The organism is Mycoplasmopsis opalescens ATCC 27921 (assembly GCF_000712185.1).
GTDB lineage: Bacteria > Bacillota_I > Bacilli_A > Mycoplasmatales > Metamycoplasmataceae > Mycoplasmopsis > Mycoplasmopsis opalescens.
The window spans coordinates 254,370-271,773 of sequence record NZ_KL544019.1 but is presented as its reverse complement, the minus strand read 5'-3'; the positions used below and the strand labels follow the sequence as shown (position 1 = coordinate 271,773).

Sequence of the window (17,404 nt, the reverse complement as noted above, 5' to 3'; positions counted from 1 at the left end):
TATAATTCACTTATAAATAAGCGAGTTTATTTTACCACTAATTGGCAATTTTTTCTTCTATCTTTTCTAATTTTTTAATAGCCTTGCTTACAGCATCATAAACAGCCGATCTTGTTGTAGCAAAAATATCCGCAATCTCTTGATAAGATAAATTTTCATGAAAATAAAGTATAAAAGCCTGCTTTTGCGTTTGAGTTAAAAAAGAAGCATATTTTTCAAAAAGGTCTATATAGTGCTCATATTTGTCAAAATCAACTACATTATTTATCGTCATGGATTAAGTCCTTTGTGATAGCATAAATAAAATTATCTAAATCAAATTCGCATAAATCGTCAAGGCCTTCGCCTAAACCTAAATACTTAACATTCAAATCAAATTCATCTTTAATCGAAATTACTATTCCACCCTTAGATGTTCCATCCATTTTAGTTAAAATAATACCTGTTGGCTTAGCAACTTCTGAGAAATGTTTAGCTTGGCTAACTCCATTTTGCCCTGTTGTGGCATCTAAAACAAGTAAACATTCGTGGGGTGCACCATCTTGGAATTTTGCTATAATGCCATACATTTTTTCTAATTCAGCCATTAAATTAACTTTATTTTGCAATCTTCCGGCTGTATCGATTAGTAGCAAGTCATAGTTTTCGGCTTGAGCTTTTTCTAAAGATCTATAAACAACAGATGAAGGGTCAACACCTTCTTTTTGAGGCTTCACAATATCAGCACCAGCTCTATTGGCTCAAACTTCTAATTGGCTTACGGCGCCTGCTCTAAAAGTATCTGCTGCCGCTACTAAAACTTTTTTACCAATTTTTACGTATTTATGAGCAATTTTGGCAATTGAAGTTGTTTTGCCTGAACCATTAACACCAATGAAAACAAAAATATTTAATCTGTCATTTTTAAAATTTAAAGTTGTATCAACAGTGCTTTTATTGGTGTAAATAACAAACATTTGGTCAGCAATTAACTCGCCAATAAGTTTCGGATCTGTTAAATTTCTAAGTTTAACCTCATTTTTGATGTGCTTAATTATTACATAAACCAACGAAGCTGAAATGTCAGACATAATTAAAATTTCTTCTAGTTCATCAAAAAAATCTTCATCGATTTTCGTGTGCTGACTTTGCAATTGTAAAATTTTTGCACCTAAAGAACTAGCTTTTTCGAGTCCAGTGCTATATTTTTCTAGCTTACCTGATTCAAGAAGTTTTTCATCTTCTTGTTTTTCTAATTCTTGTTGTTTTTCTAAAACCTTATCTTTATTTTTTTTTGCAAATAATTTTTCTTTTAAATAACTAAAAAATCCCATATTAATCTAATTTTACATTAAATATAAATATTTTTATTTTTTAATACTACTATACTTATATATCGATTTTTTTGAAAACAATATATTTAATATACATTAAACTAAAAAAACTGTATTACAGCATTTTTAGTAAATTATTATTTTTTTATAAAAGAAAAGGATGCTTTTGCACCCTTTAAGAAGTTAGATTGTTTTAATAACTTCTTCTTTCGATTTATGTTGCCCTTTGAGGTTATCTCTAAGCACATGGATGATTTCCACTTTTTCATTAGCTAAAGTGTGTTCCCCATATTTTTGTTTACGACGGAAGCTTAATACCATCCCTTCAAGCTCATCAATATCGTTAGCTTGCGCAATTATTTCTTGATTGGCAAGTAATTTTGCTTTGTACTTATACATAAATCTCCTCATAGTAGTACAATATAATACTACTATAATTATTTTATTACTTTATGAAACAATTGAGGTAATAAAATAATTTATTCAGCTTTTTTTCTATTATTTTTTTATAAAATAACTAAGAAAAAAATTTTTTATTTTATCCAAAAACACTGTATTTGGCTGTTTTTGGATAAAAAGAATTTTAAAATTAAAAAATACCCACATTGCTGATGGGTATTTAATAAATTATTTAGCTTCCGTTGCGTCTTTTGATTCTTTTTGAATTTTTTGTAAAGCTTCTCAAAGTTTATCGAATGCGCCATATGAGTGTTCTCTTGTTCATCCGCCATACATAGCATTACCTGGAACTTGAACATTAAATTGGTGTCATGTTGCGTCTGTAACTGTAACAACTTTGTCTTTCTTCTTAACAATGATACCCATTGAACCATTAATGTCTGTAAATAATTTTTTAGCTTTTTCGTTTTGATCTAATCAATCATTGTTTGCTTTATTGCTTTTTAGATGTTTATATGCATCATCATAGAAGTCATTGAAGTCGTCTCCAACTCTCATAATAACTTTAGTTACAACTTTATCGCCTGAACCTTCTTGGCTAGCGCCGAAGTTTCAACCTTCTGTGTTTTCACTTACAGCATTCATTCTTTGGTTTTTACTTGTAACTTTGCCTAATTCTTTTAACTTATTTTGATTAGCAGGGTCATTGAATTTTTCTATAGCTGTTTTTCAAGGTGTTTTGTCTGGGGATTTACCTTCTTTATCAACTGGATCAACTCCTGAACATCAAAACATTCAGTCTTGAACATATTGTTGTTTAACACCTAACTTAATTAAGTTGGCTTTAATTCCTTTAACTGATGCTTCTAATTGTCTTATTCCTGAGTTGAACATTACGATCCCACCGTTTTCAAAAACGTGGTTTATAAACTCAATTGCACCAGGTACAGCTCTTCTGTTTCCTTTAGCATCAACGGCATCTTTGTGTTCTTCCACAAATTTACCATTATCATTTAATACTAAGTTGCTTTCTGAATATTCATTAACTAAAACTGTTTCATCGATGTCCATAAATACGACCGGCACAGCTTTATCTGAATCCGGATTAGAAACTTTACCTGAATCTTTATCAACTTTGCCGTAATCAATATTATCTTGACTTGCTCACTTAGTTTTTAAATTATCAAAAGCTACAGTAGCTAATGTGTAAGCTTGTGTAGCTGCTAATCTTTGTTCAGCTGATGTCATATATCAAACGATTGCAGAAGTAATTCCAGCTCCTTTGTTAACTGCTTGAATTAATTTACCTTTTTCTTCATTTGTTAAATTAAGCGATTGAATTAATTTAACTTTTTGCTCTGTAGATAGCTTTTTAACTTCAGCTTCTAAGGTTTCTAAAGTTATTTTTTGCTCTTGAGTTGGTGTTTGCTCTTGTTGTTGTTTGTCATTTTTACATGATATTGCTAAAGCAGGAATCATAGTAACTGGAGCTAATCCAGTAATTAAAAATCTTAATTTTTTGCTCATTTTTCTTCCTTTATTTTTTGTATCGAACCAATTATACATTTTTTTACGAAGCTTATTATCAATATGGAATTATTAATGTAATTATTCTATTTTATTAGGCATCACTATATACGTTAATAAAAGAAAGCTTTTGGTGATTTATTACAATTTTGTAAGCTTTTATAATAAAATAATGATAGAGAAAATATTCTCGTCCGAAAATTAAAAATAACTAATAATTATTAGATTAAGGAAAACAATGGCTAAAAATCCACCTAAAATGGTTTTTCCACTTTTGGGTTCAATTATTAATGTTCAAGCTTACAAATATAATGGCGAATTATATAAGCAATGAAATGGCGTAAAAGTCTTAAGAAACACTGATAATCAATATGTATTATTTTTACATAAAACTCGTGTGGCTGAAACTAGAAAAAAATCGTGAACTTATCGAGAGCCGGCAATTTGATTTATTCCAAAACACAGCGATTACAATGCTTTAGTTCTCTTGCGTTCTAAAAATAATTACATTTATGTAAATATGGCTTCAAAACCTATTTATGAAGATAATACTATCAAGTTTGTTGACTTTGATTTAGATGTTAAAAATTATCCGCGTCGCGAAATTCAAATCGCTGATAAAGATGAGTTCCGCATCAATTCAAAGTTATATAAATATCCTCCGAAGCTTATTAAAAAAATTCAAGATTCATTAGCTGAAGTATTATCTTTAGTTAGCGCTAATCGTTACTTTTTTAATGATAAAATTGTTGAATACTATGTTAATGAACTTAAAAAAGACAAATCTCTAATGAATGATTTTCGCATTACTCCCAAAAAATTTATTAATGATGATTCAGCTGATAAACTTCTTGAAGGTATTGAATAAAGGCACTTTACGTGCTTTTATTATTTAATTTTTAAACAAAAATAAATAAAGCACAATCAAAAAAAGTGGATACGCTAATAATGCTAGTCCACTTTTTATTATTTAATATTTTACCAAAACTACTGTACATTAGGCATATTGATAACAACCATTGGTTCTTTATCAAATGTTTCAAAAATCTTTAATATAAATTCTCTAATTCTGGAATTAAAAAAATTATAAAATAGCATTTATAATTTTTTTAATTGTATCAAAATCAAGTCTTTTTCTAAAGTGGCCTGTTCTACTTACACCTTTAAAGGATGCTCATAAATAATCACAATTGTTTTCCCTTAATTCACGTATTTTATAATTTAATTTGTCTATAAATTGTGGAGTTATTTCTTTATTTTCAACTAAAAGCTTTACCTTGTGCCTATCTGTTTGCTTAACATCATTATCATTTTTTCAATTTGAAGCATGGAACATTATGTTGGTTTTATCTCTCGTATTATCTCCAGTATTAATACATAAGTTTCCACCTTTAACATTAAATTTAATGGATAATTTGTTTTTAGACATTAATATTTTTTGGTTAGTTGTTGTTAATTCCTTATAGGATGCAATTAGATTGCTATGCTCATAAATTAAAAAATCATCAGAGTTTTTTTGGTTATCAAAGTATCCAATTGCTACAGGGTGCTCGGTATCATTAAAGTTTTCTTTAGAAGGTAATAATTGAAAAATCAAAAGTTTATCTAATAAATTTTTGTCTATTTTTCGGTTGCTATTTATTAATGTTGTTGGAATTATTGCGATTGTAAAACGTACATTTTTAATGCACCTATCTAAAGATAATTTATATAGATCATCATAATTTTCAAAGTCAACCTCTATATTTATTCGTTTCGATGAATGCTTTGATAGGTAAGGCGGATTGGTTATGACTAGGTCGAAACCTTTATAAAACCAATTTTTTATACTGTCATTAAACTGTACTTCTTTACTCTGTGGTTCAATATCATAAGAAGAAAAAACAATATCACTTTTATATTTTTTTAAAAAATTAATAAGATTATTTTTTCCAGCAAATGGTTCTAAAATATTAGCTCCTCATAAATTGTTTTTTTGCATGAATTCAGTAAAAATTAGGTTGTTCTCAAAAACATCCTTTTCAGTAAAAAATTGACCATGTTTAATTTTAGACACCAACAACCACCTTTATTTTTTAATTTTATAATATTATTTACCTTTATTCTTTTTTTGGCTTAAAAAAATAAAAAACAAAGTCTAAACTAACTTTAAAAAGCCTTCTATATCACATAAAAACATCAGTTTTTTTTGTAAATAAAAAAGTAGTTTTTTACTAAAACTACTGTACATTAGGCATATTGATAACAACCATTGGCTCTTTATCAAATGTTTTAAAAATCTTTTTACGAATAACTTGTCTTAAGCGATTATGAAAATCTCTTATTCCTTCAAATTCCTCGGTATCCATTGTTTTGATTATTAAACTTTTAATTAATTCGGTTGCTTCTTTCTTAGAATCTTTATCAATCACACCAATAAAATTAATATGCAATGAGCCAACTAACTTTTTAGAAGTTGCATTATAACGTGTAGTCACAATTATAACCCCATCACGACCTAAAATTTCTCTCTCATTTATAACTTCAGTTGAAATATCGCCTACTCCATAACCATCAACTATTGTATCTCCAACTTGTTTGATTTTTGCTTTACTTGCAGTATATTTTTCATCAATGAAGTGGGCAATTTTTCCATTTTGCATCAAAATTAATTTATCTTGTTGGTACTTTAATTCAGTTGAAATATAACGAACACAATCATTTAAATACCTGTAGAGACCCATGATTGGGATAACATAATCTGGTTTTAGGGTATCAACAAGATTAATGATATCTTGGCGAGCTGGGCGGTGGCGATAGTATTCAGTTGATGTAACATCAACTAATTTTGGCGTCACACGAGCAATATCATCTAAAGTCACTGCTTCCATACTTTCTAAACCATTAATTGCAGGAGCAATCATAATAACTGTATCTGTTTTATTGATTTTTAAAAAGACATCATTATTATTTGCAATTCTTAAAAAGCGAGAAAAAATTCTTTCAGTTGATCCGGTAACTAAAATAACAGCATTTTTGGTTTTATTTGCATAGCGATAATCAACTAATTCAGGTCATTTCATTTCTGGATGTGCTTTTTTAATAATATTAAAAAGTTGTCCATATTGCTTGCCATAAGTAATTACAGGTCTATTTGTTTGCACTGCTAAATCTAAAATTTGGTGAATAGCCACCATCTCTTCATCATAAGCTCCAACGATAATTCTTTCGTTTGGTTTAGCTCTTAAAAACACATCTTTAACTGATGAAGGCAAACTAATTTTATCAATTGCTCTCCCAGCATAATTGCTACGTCCCGAATCAACAATTAAAGCTAATAATTTGCGTTTTGTAAAATGTTTTTTAAGTTGTTGATAATCTAATTTTCCATAAATTCCTAAATCGCCTTCAACAAAATTAGCTATAAATAATATGTCTCCATCCGGAGTCACAAAATCTATAGCTATGTGACCGGGCATTGAACCAGCTAACTCGAGTGGTTGTACAAAAATTGGACCAATTTTAGTCATTTTAGTTAATGCAATTATTTTATGTTGGCGATTTGGAATGTTATATTTTGCTAGCCTATCACGTATTAATATTTCATTAAATTTTGAAGTATAAATTGTTAGGTTTGGAATTTTCATTAACAATCATGGTAAAGCTGAAAAACTTTCATTTTTGACATCAGTAATAAACATGCCTTGAATTCTTTTTTTATTTTTTTCTAAATAATCAAATGAAGGAATTAAAGTGTCAACTCCATTTACTGCATTAATAGGAATTTTGACGCCACTATTAATGATGTAAATTTTTTCATTGAATTCTAAAACATAACAGTTTTTGCCATTTTCATCTAATCCGCCCAGAGCGAAAATATTAATATGATTCATATTGCTCCTTATTATTTATTATTATTTTGAAATAAGTATAGTTTTTTTATTATTATACATTATAAAGGATATATGAAATATATGATATTAATATTCTAATAATTATTTTAGAAATAGTTTTGTTAACATTTAGCTAATTTAACTGTATTATTGCGGTTTTAGAAACAAAAAAGCAAATAAAAAAGCAATAACTTGCCAAATTATTATTGAACTTTTATCTTAGAAAATTTTGCATATTTATTTACTTTTTCATGTTTTAGCTTATTCCTTTTCAGCACTAAAGTGAATTCACCTTTAATGATTTGATCCTTAAAAAAATCTATTAGATTTGATGCAGTTCCATAATAGTGTTTTTCAAACATTTTAGTTAATTCTTTGGCTAAAAAAATTGTTGCTTCATCATTAAATGTGGCGGCAATATCTTTTAAAAAATTGATCAATTTGTGTGGTGCAACAAAGTATATATATGCATCATCAAAATTGTGATTTAACAATGCTTTTTGTCGTTGTGATGATTTCTCATTTGGGAAACCCATAAATGTAAATGTGGATGATAATCCACTTCATGCTAAGGCAGTAATTGAAGCGCTGACTCCAGGTATCATCGCAACTTCTAAATTCATTTCTCTTGCCTGTTTTATTAGTTCAAAACCAGGATCGCTAATTAAAGGCATACCAGCATCACTTATTAGAGCTAATGTTTTTTCATTATCTTTAATTTTGTCTAAAAGTGCTGTAGCACTTGCTTTTTCGTTCATTTTATGATAAGCAAACAAGGGTTTATTAATATCATAATGCTTCAATAACTTTCGACTAGTTCTTGTATCTTCACATGCAATAAAATCAACTGATTTTAGTGTTTCCAAAGCCCTTAAAGTAATATCTTTTAAATTGCCAATTGGTGTGCCAACGATAAAAATTTTAGACATAATTCTCCATTAATTCGATAATTAAATTTTGCATCTGTAAAAATTGATTGAATAATTCGTTAAGATTAGATAGATACTTATCAGTCGCTTTATACCAACCCAAATAATTAATTTTTAGCTTTTTAATATAATTAAAATCATCTAAAAAATCAGTTTCAATTTGTTTTTTTGATAATCAAGATCAGGAAGCAATGAATTGAATTATTCTGCAAATATATTCAAAAGTTTTTTCAGTATCTTTCTTGGCATATTTGTGTAAAAAAATTGCTAAATTATATTTATTTTCAACAGATTTTTTTATTGCTTCTAAAGTTAAATTAAACAGGTTTCAGAAATCAAAATTATGAGCTAGTTTAATATCATTTATATCTCTAAAAACGCTACTGTATAGTCATATTTGTGTACTATTAAATCCTTCAGCATCGAGAATATTTTTAATACTATCATCATTTACGTCAGGAATATTTAACACAAGCGAACGACTTTTAATCGTTTTTAAAACTAGCGAAAGTTTTTTTGTTGTTAGCAAAAAATAAACATTTGGTGATGGTTCCTCAATCGTTTTTAATAATGCATTTAATGCTTGTGGCGATGCCTCTTCGACATTTTTCAAAATAATAATTTTGGGTGAATTATCTTCTAAAACAGAGTATGCGCTACTGTCAAAAATTTCAATTATTTTTTCTTTAGTTAATTGTATTGAATCTTCACCATCATTAAAAATTTTTACATTAATTGGTTGATCAACTTTTAAATCAACAAACTTGCTTTGCATCAATGTGTTAACAAAATAAAGCACTGCTTCATCAATGCTTTTATTATTATTCCCTTTAAAAATGTAGCAGTGCGCAAAATTTTGTCTTAAGTATGAGTTATCAATAATTTTTTTAATATTATTAGCTAGCATTATTTAACTCTTTGTTCTTTTTTTTGAGTCACTGCTTGAGTTTTGGATGAGCCAAAAGTTTTTTAAAGGTTTCTTCAAAAACTTCATCAATAGTATTAGCTGCATTAACGATGATAAATCTATCAGGATCACTAGATATTAATTTTTGGTAAGCATCATAAACTTTTTGGTGAAACTCGACTGTTTCGGTATCCATACGATCTTGAATCAGTCTTTGTGTTTTTAAACGCTTCTTGCTTTGTTGTGGAGTTATATTTAGAAAAATTGTAATGTCAGGCATCGTATTATCAATAATTAAATTGGTCAAATTTTTTACAAAATCAATACCTAAATTTCTAGCATACCCTTGGTATGCATAAAAACTATCTACATATCTGTCACATAAAACTAATTTATCATCCTTAAGAGCAGGTCAGATAATTTTTTCTAAATGAATTCGACGACTAGTGCTATAAAGCATTGCCTCCGCAACACCTGAAAGATTGCTTTCTTTGTCTAAAATAATTTCGCGGATTTTTTCAGCTTCCTTTAAACCTTTGCCGCCTGGTTCACGAGTTAAAACATATTCTAAATTTGGCATAATATTTAACAGTTCACTCATTAGACGAGTTATTAAAGTTGTTTTACCGCTTCCGTCCGGTCCTTCAAGTGTTATAAACATGCTGCTCCTTATTTGTTTTCATTTCTGTTTTTTATCGCTTGTTTAATAGTAAATTGGTCTAAATAATCAATATTTGAACCCATAGGCATGCCTATTGCCGCGCGAGTAATTTTTATTTTGGTGTTGCTTAGTAATTTAAGTAAATGGTTGGTAGTAATTTCACCTTCCAATGTTGGTGAAATTACTATAATTATTTCTTCAAAATTATGTTCTTCAACATATTTTTTAAGATGTAAATATTTAAATTTATCATCGGTTAAGTTTTCTTTTGTATTGATCAAGTAAGGAAGCACGTAATAATAGCCATCAAAAAATTCGATTTCTTTAATTCTGTTAACAATATTTGCATCTTCAACAATCATTAAAATATCATAATTTTTAGGTTTATCGCAATTGTTACATTTATTATCTTCTTGGTATAAATTACACTTTGTGCAACGATTTATTCTTGACCTCATCCCGTGAATTGATTCAACTAAATCACCTATAAATAGATCATTTTCATTTAATAGGTAGGTTGAAATTTTATCTGCAGTTTTTTTAGTTATGCCAGGAATTTGTTTGAGTAAAACATTTAATTTTTCTTTACTTTTAAACACAATTAAAATCCAAAACCTGCAGGTAAGTTAGGCATTAATTTTTCTTGTTCTTCATCAATTTGATTTTCAAGTTCATTAATTGTTAAAACAATTAAGTCCTCTAATGTTTCAGGATCTTCGGGATCAATTAAAATTTCATCTTTAATTTTAATTGAAACCATTTTTTTATTTCCTTTCATCACAATCTCAATTCCTTGCTTCTCTAGTGTGAATTTTTGATCTGCGAAAACTTCTGCCTTTTCAGAGTAATCTTTTTGAAGTTTTTGCATTTTTCTTAACATTTGTTGATCCATAATTTCTCCTTATTTAATTGCAGCAATTTCATCAAAAATTAATTGTGCATTAGTTTGTCCCTGAGTAATAATTGGGCCGAGCTTTTCGACATTGTCTATATTTATTTCTTCATTTTGAAACTTAATAGCTAAATCTTTTTTGGCTTCCCTATATAAATCTATATTATTGATAAAAAATAAATGTTTTTTTGAGTCGGTTACATTTTCCATTAATTCCTGCACCGCTACACTATAAGCATTTTCCTGTAAAAAAATTAAAGCTGGTTCATCTTCTGAGTAGAAAAGCAAAAAATCTTCATTGCTAGTTAAAATTTTCTTCATTCTGCTAAATGCTAAAACTAAGTCTTGATATTTAGGGATGTGCTTGTATTTAGAAGATATTCAAAGCGACTTAATTTGTTCTACGTGAATAGCCTTATATTCGTTATCTGAAAGTAATATTAATCTTTGAATAGATTCTTTTGTTTCTTTTGTTTCAAATTTAAGCTGGCTATAGTGTTTTTCATCAAATTTTAATATCTGGATATTATTTGTTTTATTTTCTATCTGCCGAGGTTCTTCCTCTTCAGCAGAATCAATATCATCTAATGAAAACTCGCTAGTTGTAATTAGTGAACTTTCTAGGCTCGTGTCTAGTTGAGAACCAATTAAATCATTGTTAACTTGATTATGTTCCGCAGTATTTTCATTATTATCTAAAATAAATTCTTGAGTAGTTTCGAGAATTTTTTTTACTTTATCATCTGGATTTTTATTAAACATATTATCCTCTTTTCTTTGTATTATTTCTTCATTAGTTAATTTAATTAATGCGATTTCAATTAATTGGAAAGGTGATTCACTAAAAATTAACTCTTTACTTAACTGATAAAGCTTATCTACAGCATCAAAAGCAAATTTTAATGATAATTTAAGCTCTTTCATTTCTTCCTCAGAAAGCAATTCGCATAAGCTAAGATCATTAGATTTTTGATAAATTAAATAATCTTTAAAAAGCAGTTGAAAATTTGTTAGAAAGTTTGTTGAATCAATGCCCGATGCCCTTAAATCATTAAAAATTTTTAATGCTTGTTTAACTTTACCGAGATATAAATCGTTTGCAATTTCAATTAACTTATCACTGCTTGTTATGCCAAAAGCATAAACAATATCTTGCAAACTAATTTTACCATTCCCATACGCAATTGCTTGGTCAATAATAGAAAGAGCATCCCTGAGGGCACCTTGCGAAAGTCTCGCAACGTAAGGCACAATATTTGGTTCGTAATCGATTTTTTCGCTTTCTAAAATAAATTTAATATGCTGCTGCATATCTAGATAAGAAATTTTGCGAAAATTATACCTTTGAACTCTCGAGAGAATAGTCACGGGAATTTTTTGTGGATCTGTAGTTGCTAAAATAAAAATAGCATGTTTCGGTGGCTCTTCTAAAGTTTTTAATAAAGCATTAAAAGCACCTTTTGAAAGCATATGAACTTCATCGATTATGTAAATTTTATATTTTCCGGTTGCCGGCGAATGCATTATTTTGTCTCTTAGCTCTCTAATTTCATTTACACCATTATTTGAAGCCGCATCCATTTCAATAATGTCAAAATTATTATCTTGATTAACTTTGCAATGTTCACAAATCTCAGTTAAATCAGCTGAATGTCCACAATTTAACGCTGCAGCAAAAATTTTAGCTAATGAGGTTTTGCCAACTCCTCTTGGCCCTGCAAAAAGGTATGCATGCGAAACTCTATAATTATTGATGATATTTTTTAAAGTTTGCACAATATAATCTTGGCCGCACACTTCAGCGAAGGATTTAGGTCTATATTTACGATATAATGCTTTATATTCCACGATTAAAAATCCTCCTCAGATTTGCTTAATGTTATTTTATTATAATTTAGAAATATATCTTAAATTATGGGCAATATTTTTATTTTTTAAGGGCTCATTTTGCGTATTTTTTAATAGAAGCCAGAATAATTTTCATAAGTTTTAAAGCTAAAATAAATAATTAATTTCACCGTGTGATAAATGTAATAGAATTAAATAGAATTAGAGAATAAAGGAGTAAATATGAAAAAAACAATACTGATTGTCATTGACGGATTAGGTTTAAGAAAAGAAACAAAAGGTAATGCATTTGCCATGGCTAAAACACCTTTTTTTGATAAGCTTTTTACTGAATATCCCAATTCAATAATTCAAGCATCAGGTGAATTTGTTGGTTTACCTGAAGGCCAAATGGGAAATAGTGAAGTTGGACATATTAATATCGGAGCTGGTAGGGTAGTTTACACAGGTTTATCACTAATAAACCAAGCATTAAAAATAGGCGAATATGACCGTAACACAGTGTTTTTAGACACATTTAATCATGTAAAAAAAACAGACAGAACATTGCATTTAATTGGTTTATTATCCCCTGGCGGAGTTCATTCATTAGAGGATCATTTATTTAAATTATTGGACATGGCACACAAAAACGGATTAACTAAAGTAATGGTGCATCCAATCGGAGATGGGAGAGATGTTGCTCCAAAATCAATGCTTAATTCACTTTTAAAATTAGAACAAATTTGTGACCAATATGGCTATAAAATTGCCAGTTTGGGTGGAAGATTCTATGGAATGGATCGTGATAAAATGTTCGACAGGGTTGAAAAGCATTATGAAGCAATGCTAGGTAAAACTGAAACTAAATTCAATAAGGCTAGCGATTACTTGAATAATCAATATAATCAAAACATAACCGATGAATTTTTAATCCCAGCATTTAATGATAATGCATTACCAGTTTGTGATGGTGATTCAATTATTTTTTTCAACTTTAGACCAGATAGGGCACGGCAATTATCACATATGTTTATTGGTTCAAAAATATATGATTTTGTTCCTAAAAACGCTGTAAAGATAGCTAAATTTGTCTCAATGATGAAGTACGAAGGTATTGAAACAAATATTGCATTTGAAGAAATGAAAGTGATTAATCCAATTGGCGCCGTTTATGAACAAAATAATATTAAGCAACTTAGACTTGCGGAAACACAAAAGTATGCACATGTAACCTACTTTATGGATGGGGGAATAGATATTGTTTATAAGAATTCCGAAAGAATAATGGTTCCGTCATTAAAGGTTGAAAGTTATGCTACTGCTCCACAAATGTCTGCTGTTGAAATTACTAATGAATTAATTGCAAAAGCTAATGATTTTGACGCAGTTATTATGAATTATGCAAACCCAGATATGGTTGGTCATACGGGCAACCTAGAATCAGCTATAGCAGCTGTTGAGTTAATAGATAAACAAATTCAAAGAGTATTTGAATTTGCCCAAAACAATGGATTTACAGTGTTTGTAACCGCAGACCATGGTAATGCTGAAGTAATGTTAGATGACCAAGACAAGCCAGCAACTAAGCATACATCAAACCCAGTTATGTTGATTTGCTCAGATAAAAATATAAAACTTGAAAATGGAAAATTATCTAATATCGCACCTACTATTTTAGAATATATGGGCATTAATCAACCTAAAGAAATGGATCAAAAATCACTAATAAGTCATGAATAATAATGATTTGAATTTAAAACCTACTATTTTTGTCCACGCCAACGGTATCGTTTATTTGCTTGATGATAACAATAAAGTTAAAGAAAATGCTTTAAAATTTCTTCTTGAATTTGAGAAAATAAAAAAAGAAAATGAATTTTCACTAATCTTTTTTGATAATTCAAATTCAAAAATTATTCATGAATTTCTTGAACAATATAAGCCTGATGCAATTATTAATTACGAAGAAGATTTTAAAAAGTTTTGTGCCGAAAACAGCTATATTATAGGTGTTTCGGATACTGAAATGTATTACAAATATTGAGCTATTAAACTAAACAACCATCCTGACTTCACATGTGTAATTGGCGCAGAAAATAATGATATTCTACCTAAGCACAAAGTTAACTATTTAACTCCTGAACAAGAGATTAATAATACAGACGAACATTTATATACAAGTTCAATACATCAAAATGCTTTATGTGAAGCTATCGAAGATTTTCTTTATCGTATAGAAAAACCTTTATCAATATTAATTAAAGAAAAAGAAATTAATAAGTATTATGAAAAGAGACGCTAGTTTCTTTTCATTTTTACTATAAATGGCTGTGCACAGTGTTCTTGGTAAAAATGGATTTGTTAAATAATCAAAAATAAGTATATTTATTCTTGACCCCTTACACTTTTTAATATTTATATTTAATATTAGTATAAAATTAATAGCATGGAGTTATTTAATTTTAAAACAACAGAGATGCGTATAGCGGAAAAAACATTAAAAAGAATTAATGATTTTGAGCCACTAATAGCTAAATTATCTGACGAAGCTTTGCAAAATAAAACTGTTCAATTTAAATCTAGAATCGCAAATGGCGAAAGTTTGGAGTCGTTGAGAGCTGAAGCTTTTGCAGTCTGCAGAGAAGCAACCAAAAGAATTTTAGGAAAAAGACCATATGATGTCCAAATGATTGGGGGAATTTTATTAGATTTAGCTAGTGTTGCGGAAATGAAAACAGGTGAAGGTAAAACCATTACATCTATTGCGCCAGTTTACCTTAATGCTTTAGAAGGTAAGGGAGCTATAGTTTCTACGGTTAACGAATACTTATCTGAACGGGATGCTTTGGAAATGGGACAAGTTTTCAACTTTTTAGGTTTAACCGTCGGTATTAATAAAGCACAGATGGATCCGAATGATAAAAGAGCTGCTTATGCGTGCGATATAACTTATTCAGTTCACTCTGAAATGGGTTTTGACTATTTAAGAGACAATATGGCTGAATCGATGGCTGAAAAAGTTCAGCGTGGTTTACATTTTTGCTTACTTGACGAGGTCGACAGTATTTTAATTGATGAAGCTAAAACGCCATTAATTATTTCTGGAGGCGATAAAGAAGATACGAGCGATTATTTTATCGCTGATCAATTTGTTCGTACATTAAATGAAAATGACTATGAAATTGACGAAGAATCAAAAGCTATCGCTTTAACTTTTAGCGGTATAAATAAGGCAAATAAGTATTTTAACTTTGAAAATTTATACCACATTGAAAACTCTGAAATAGTGCACCGTATACAAAATGCTCTTCGCGCTCACAAAGTTATGAAAAATAATATTGAATATATTGTGCGGGATGGAAAAATTGAATTAGTTGACGCCTTTACAGGTCGTATTATGGAAGGTAGAGCTTATTCAGAGGGTTTACAACAAGCATTGCAAACGAAAGAAAATGTAGAAATTGAGCCAGAAACAAAAACTTTAGCTACCATTACATATCAAAACTTTTTCCGTATGTTTGATAAACTATGCGGTATGACAGGTACAGCTAAAACCGAGGAGCAAGAATTTATTGATATTTATAATATGCGTGTAAATGTTGTTCCAACTAATAAACCTTTAGCTCGTAAAGATTTGCCTGATTCAATTTATGTGACATATTTAGCAAAATGAAAGGCAGTAACAGCTAAAATTCGCGAATTATATGATAAAGGGCAGCCAGTTTTAGTCGGTACTGCACAAATTGAAGATAGTGAAATTCTCCACGAATTTTTAAACCGCGAAGGAATACCGCATACAGTTTTAAATGCAAAACAAAATGCATCCGAAGCTGAAATTATTGCAAATGCTGGACAAGTCAAAGCAGTTACGATTGCAACTAATATGGCTGGTCGTGGAACAGATATCAAACCTTCCTCTGAAGCATTAGCTTTAGGAGGATTGTATGTTTTAGGAACTGATAAAGCCGAAAGTCGCCGGATTGATAACCAGTTGCGTGGGCGTAGTGGTCGTCAAGGTGATGTTGGCGTTTCTAAATTCTTCATTTCGCTTGAAGACCAACTAATGTTGCGTTTTGCTAACCATGAGGAATTCAAAGCTTCTTATGCGCATATGGGTGAAAAAGAAATCACTGATAAATCGCTTTTAGCTGGCTTCACAGCAGCACAAAAGAAAATAGAAGGATTTAACTATGATTCACGTAAAAGTGTTCTACACTATGACGATGTTATTCGTCAGCAACGTGACTTATTCTATACACAGAGAGATTTAATTTTAGTTAATGATGATGTTGCTTTTATTGTAGAAAAAATGTTTAAAAATGCAGCCAATACCATCGTAACTAATCCTGAGTTTAAAAACCGTGTAGGTGGCTTTATTTATGAAAAAATAGTTAATTATATTAACACTGATTTTATAGGGTATGGGGTTAGAAACAAACTAGATTTAGCAGAAGTTAATAAAATCCATGATTCATCATTAAAAGAATATTTAATTGAAAAAATCATGAATTTTTACCATGTTTGACGTGAAACAGCAATCAAAAACACTGATCTTTCTTATGTTTCGTATATTGAAAAAAGTATTGTGCTTGAAGTTGTTGATAAATTTTGGCAAAACCACATTGACACAATGGATAAGTTACGTTCAAATGTTAACCTTGTTCAATATTCGCAAAAAAACCCTTATCAAGTTTATACTGATGAGGGGACTAAAAAATTCGACCAAATGCTTGCAAATATTGCTACTATGGTGGCACGAAGAATCCTTAACGAAAGAATCGGTATTGAATCTATTATTCCGATTGAAATCAAAGCTGATCCATTATTCCAAAGTCTTGCAGAAACAATTGATTTTGGTTCATTAGACATGACTACAGATGAAATGGAAAAAATGTTATTACAAACATATCAAAATTTAAAACAATCATTGGCCGATAACGAAAATAAATCTGATGAAGGTTCTTTATCGAGTGTTGAGTCTGATTTAGAAGCAAATAATAATTAATAATAAAAAAATACAACTTAATAAATGTTGTATTTTTTTATTAATTTGCTAGAACAACTGTGCTACAGT

At 29.3% G+C, this 17,404-nt stretch carries 16 protein-coding genes; 4 read left to right on the top strand and 12 right to left on the bottom strand.

Going from position 1 to position 17,404, the window contains the following annotated elements:
- Window positions 1-37: 37 nt before the first annotated feature.
- The 4 genes from T385_RS0102960 to T385_RS0102945 form a co-directional block, all read right to left on the bottom strand.
- A complete protein-coding gene (locus T385_RS0102960; protein WP_029906398.1) occupies window positions 38-274 on the bottom strand; it encodes a sigma factor-like helix-turn-helix DNA-binding protein in 237 nt (78 codons plus the stop codon).
- Window positions 261-1,313, bottom strand: coding sequence for a signal recognition particle-docking protein FtsY (gene ftsY, locus T385_RS0102955; RefSeq protein ID WP_029906396.1), 1,053 nt, complete (start codon window positions 1,311-1,313; stop codon window positions 261-263). The genes T385_RS0102960 and ftsY overlap by 14 nt, the downstream gene beginning before the upstream one ends.
- 183 nt (window positions 1,314-1,496) lie before the next feature.
- The gene (locus tag T385_RS0102950) at window positions 1,497-1,712 is read right to left on the bottom strand and encodes an MAG6790 family protein (protein ID WP_029906394.1); all 216 of its coding nucleotides are present in this window, start codon (window positions 1,710-1,712) and stop codon (window positions 1,497-1,499) included.
- Window positions 1,713-1,940: 228 nt separating this feature from the next.
- Window positions 1,941-3,239: an HAD family acid phosphatase gene (locus tag T385_RS0102945; RefSeq protein ID WP_029906385.1), complete on the bottom strand. Its 1,299-nt coding sequence runs from the start codon at window positions 3,237-3,239 to the stop codon at window positions 1,941-1,943.
- 238 nt (window positions 3,240-3,477) lie between these two features.
- Here T385_RS0102945 and T385_RS0102940 point away from each other — a divergent pair, with 238 nt between their 5' ends.
- A complete protein-coding gene (locus T385_RS0102940; protein WP_051677978.1) occupies window positions 3,478-4,107 on the top strand; it encodes a DUF402 domain-containing protein in 630 nt (209 codons plus the stop codon).
- 216 nt (window positions 4,108-4,323) lie between these two features.
- On the opposite strand, the gene T385_RS0102935 is transcribed toward T385_RS0102940, so the two are convergent.
- The 8 genes from T385_RS0102935 to dnaX all read right to left on the bottom strand — a co-directional run bounded on the left by T385_RS0102935 (window position 4,324) and on the right by dnaX (window position 12,348).
- Window positions 4,324-5,295, bottom strand: a complete 972-nt coding sequence (locus T385_RS0102935; protein ID WP_029906381.1) for an Eco57I restriction-modification methylase domain-containing protein — start codon at window positions 5,293-5,295, stop codon at window positions 4,324-4,326.
- Window positions 5,296-5,458: 163 nt separating this feature from the next.
- Window positions 5,459-7,111, bottom strand: a complete 1,653-nt coding sequence (locus T385_RS0102930; protein ID WP_029906379.1) for a ribonuclease J — start codon at window positions 7,109-7,111, stop codon at window positions 5,459-5,461.
- A 203-nt stretch (window positions 7,112-7,314) separates the two neighbouring features.
- Window positions 7,315-8,040: a 16S rRNA (cytidine(1402)-2'-O)-methyltransferase gene (rsmI, locus tag T385_RS0102925; RefSeq protein ID WP_029906377.1), complete on the bottom strand. Its 726-nt coding sequence runs from the start codon at window positions 8,038-8,040 to the stop codon at window positions 7,315-7,317.
- Window positions 8,033-8,947, bottom strand: a complete 915-nt coding sequence (locus tag T385_RS03595; RefSeq protein ID WP_051677977.1) for a hypothetical protein — start codon at window positions 8,945-8,947, stop codon at window positions 8,033-8,035. The genes rsmI and T385_RS03595 overlap by 8 nt, the downstream gene beginning before the upstream one ends.
- A complete protein-coding gene (tmk, locus tag T385_RS0102915; protein WP_029906373.1) occupies window positions 8,937-9,608 on the bottom strand; it encodes a dTMP kinase in 672 nt (223 codons plus the stop codon). The genes T385_RS03595 and tmk overlap by 11 nt, the downstream gene beginning before the upstream one ends.
- 8 nt (window positions 9,609-9,616) lie before the next feature.
- Window positions 9,617-10,207, bottom strand: coding sequence for a toprim domain-containing protein (locus tag T385_RS0102910; RefSeq protein WP_029906371.1), 591 nt, complete (start codon window positions 10,205-10,207; stop codon window positions 9,617-9,619).
- A gap of 2 nt (window positions 10,208-10,209) precedes the next feature.
- Window positions 10,210-10,500 carry a YbaB/EbfC family nucleoid-associated protein gene (locus T385_RS0102905; RefSeq protein ID WP_029906369.1) on the bottom strand — a complete coding sequence of 97 codons (291 nt, stop codon included), beginning with the start codon at window positions 10,498-10,500 and terminating at the stop codon, window positions 10,210-10,212.
- Between the two features lie 9 nt (window positions 10,501-10,509).
- Window positions 10,510-12,348: a DNA polymerase III subunit gamma/tau gene (dnaX, locus tag T385_RS0102900; protein WP_029906367.1), complete on the bottom strand. Its 1,839-nt coding sequence runs from the start codon at window positions 12,346-12,348 to the stop codon at window positions 10,510-10,512.
- Window positions 12,349-12,570: 222 nt separating this feature from the next.
- On the opposite strand from dnaX, the gene gpmI reads away from it, so the two are divergent.
- The 3 genes from gpmI to secA all read left to right on the top strand — a co-directional run bounded on the left by gpmI (window position 12,571) and on the right by secA (window position 17,335).
- On the top strand, window positions 12,571-14,070 hold the full coding sequence (gpmI, locus tag T385_RS0102895) for a 2,3-bisphosphoglycerate-independent phosphoglycerate mutase (protein ID WP_029906365.1): 1,500 nt from the start codon (window positions 12,571-12,573) through the stop codon (window positions 14,068-14,070).
- Complete coding sequence (locus T385_RS0102890; protein ID WP_029906363.1) at window positions 14,063-14,632, top strand: hypothetical protein; 570 nt, start codon at window positions 14,063-14,065, stop codon at window positions 14,630-14,632. Before gpmI ends, T385_RS0102890 begins: the two co-directional genes overlap by 8 nt.
- Window positions 14,633-14,776: 144 nt before the next feature.
- Window positions 14,777-17,335, top strand: coding sequence for a preprotein translocase subunit SecA (secA, locus tag T385_RS0102885; protein WP_029906361.1), 2,559 nt, complete (start codon window positions 14,777-14,779; stop codon window positions 17,333-17,335).
- The last annotated feature ends 69 nt before the right edge of the window (window positions 17,336-17,404 follow it).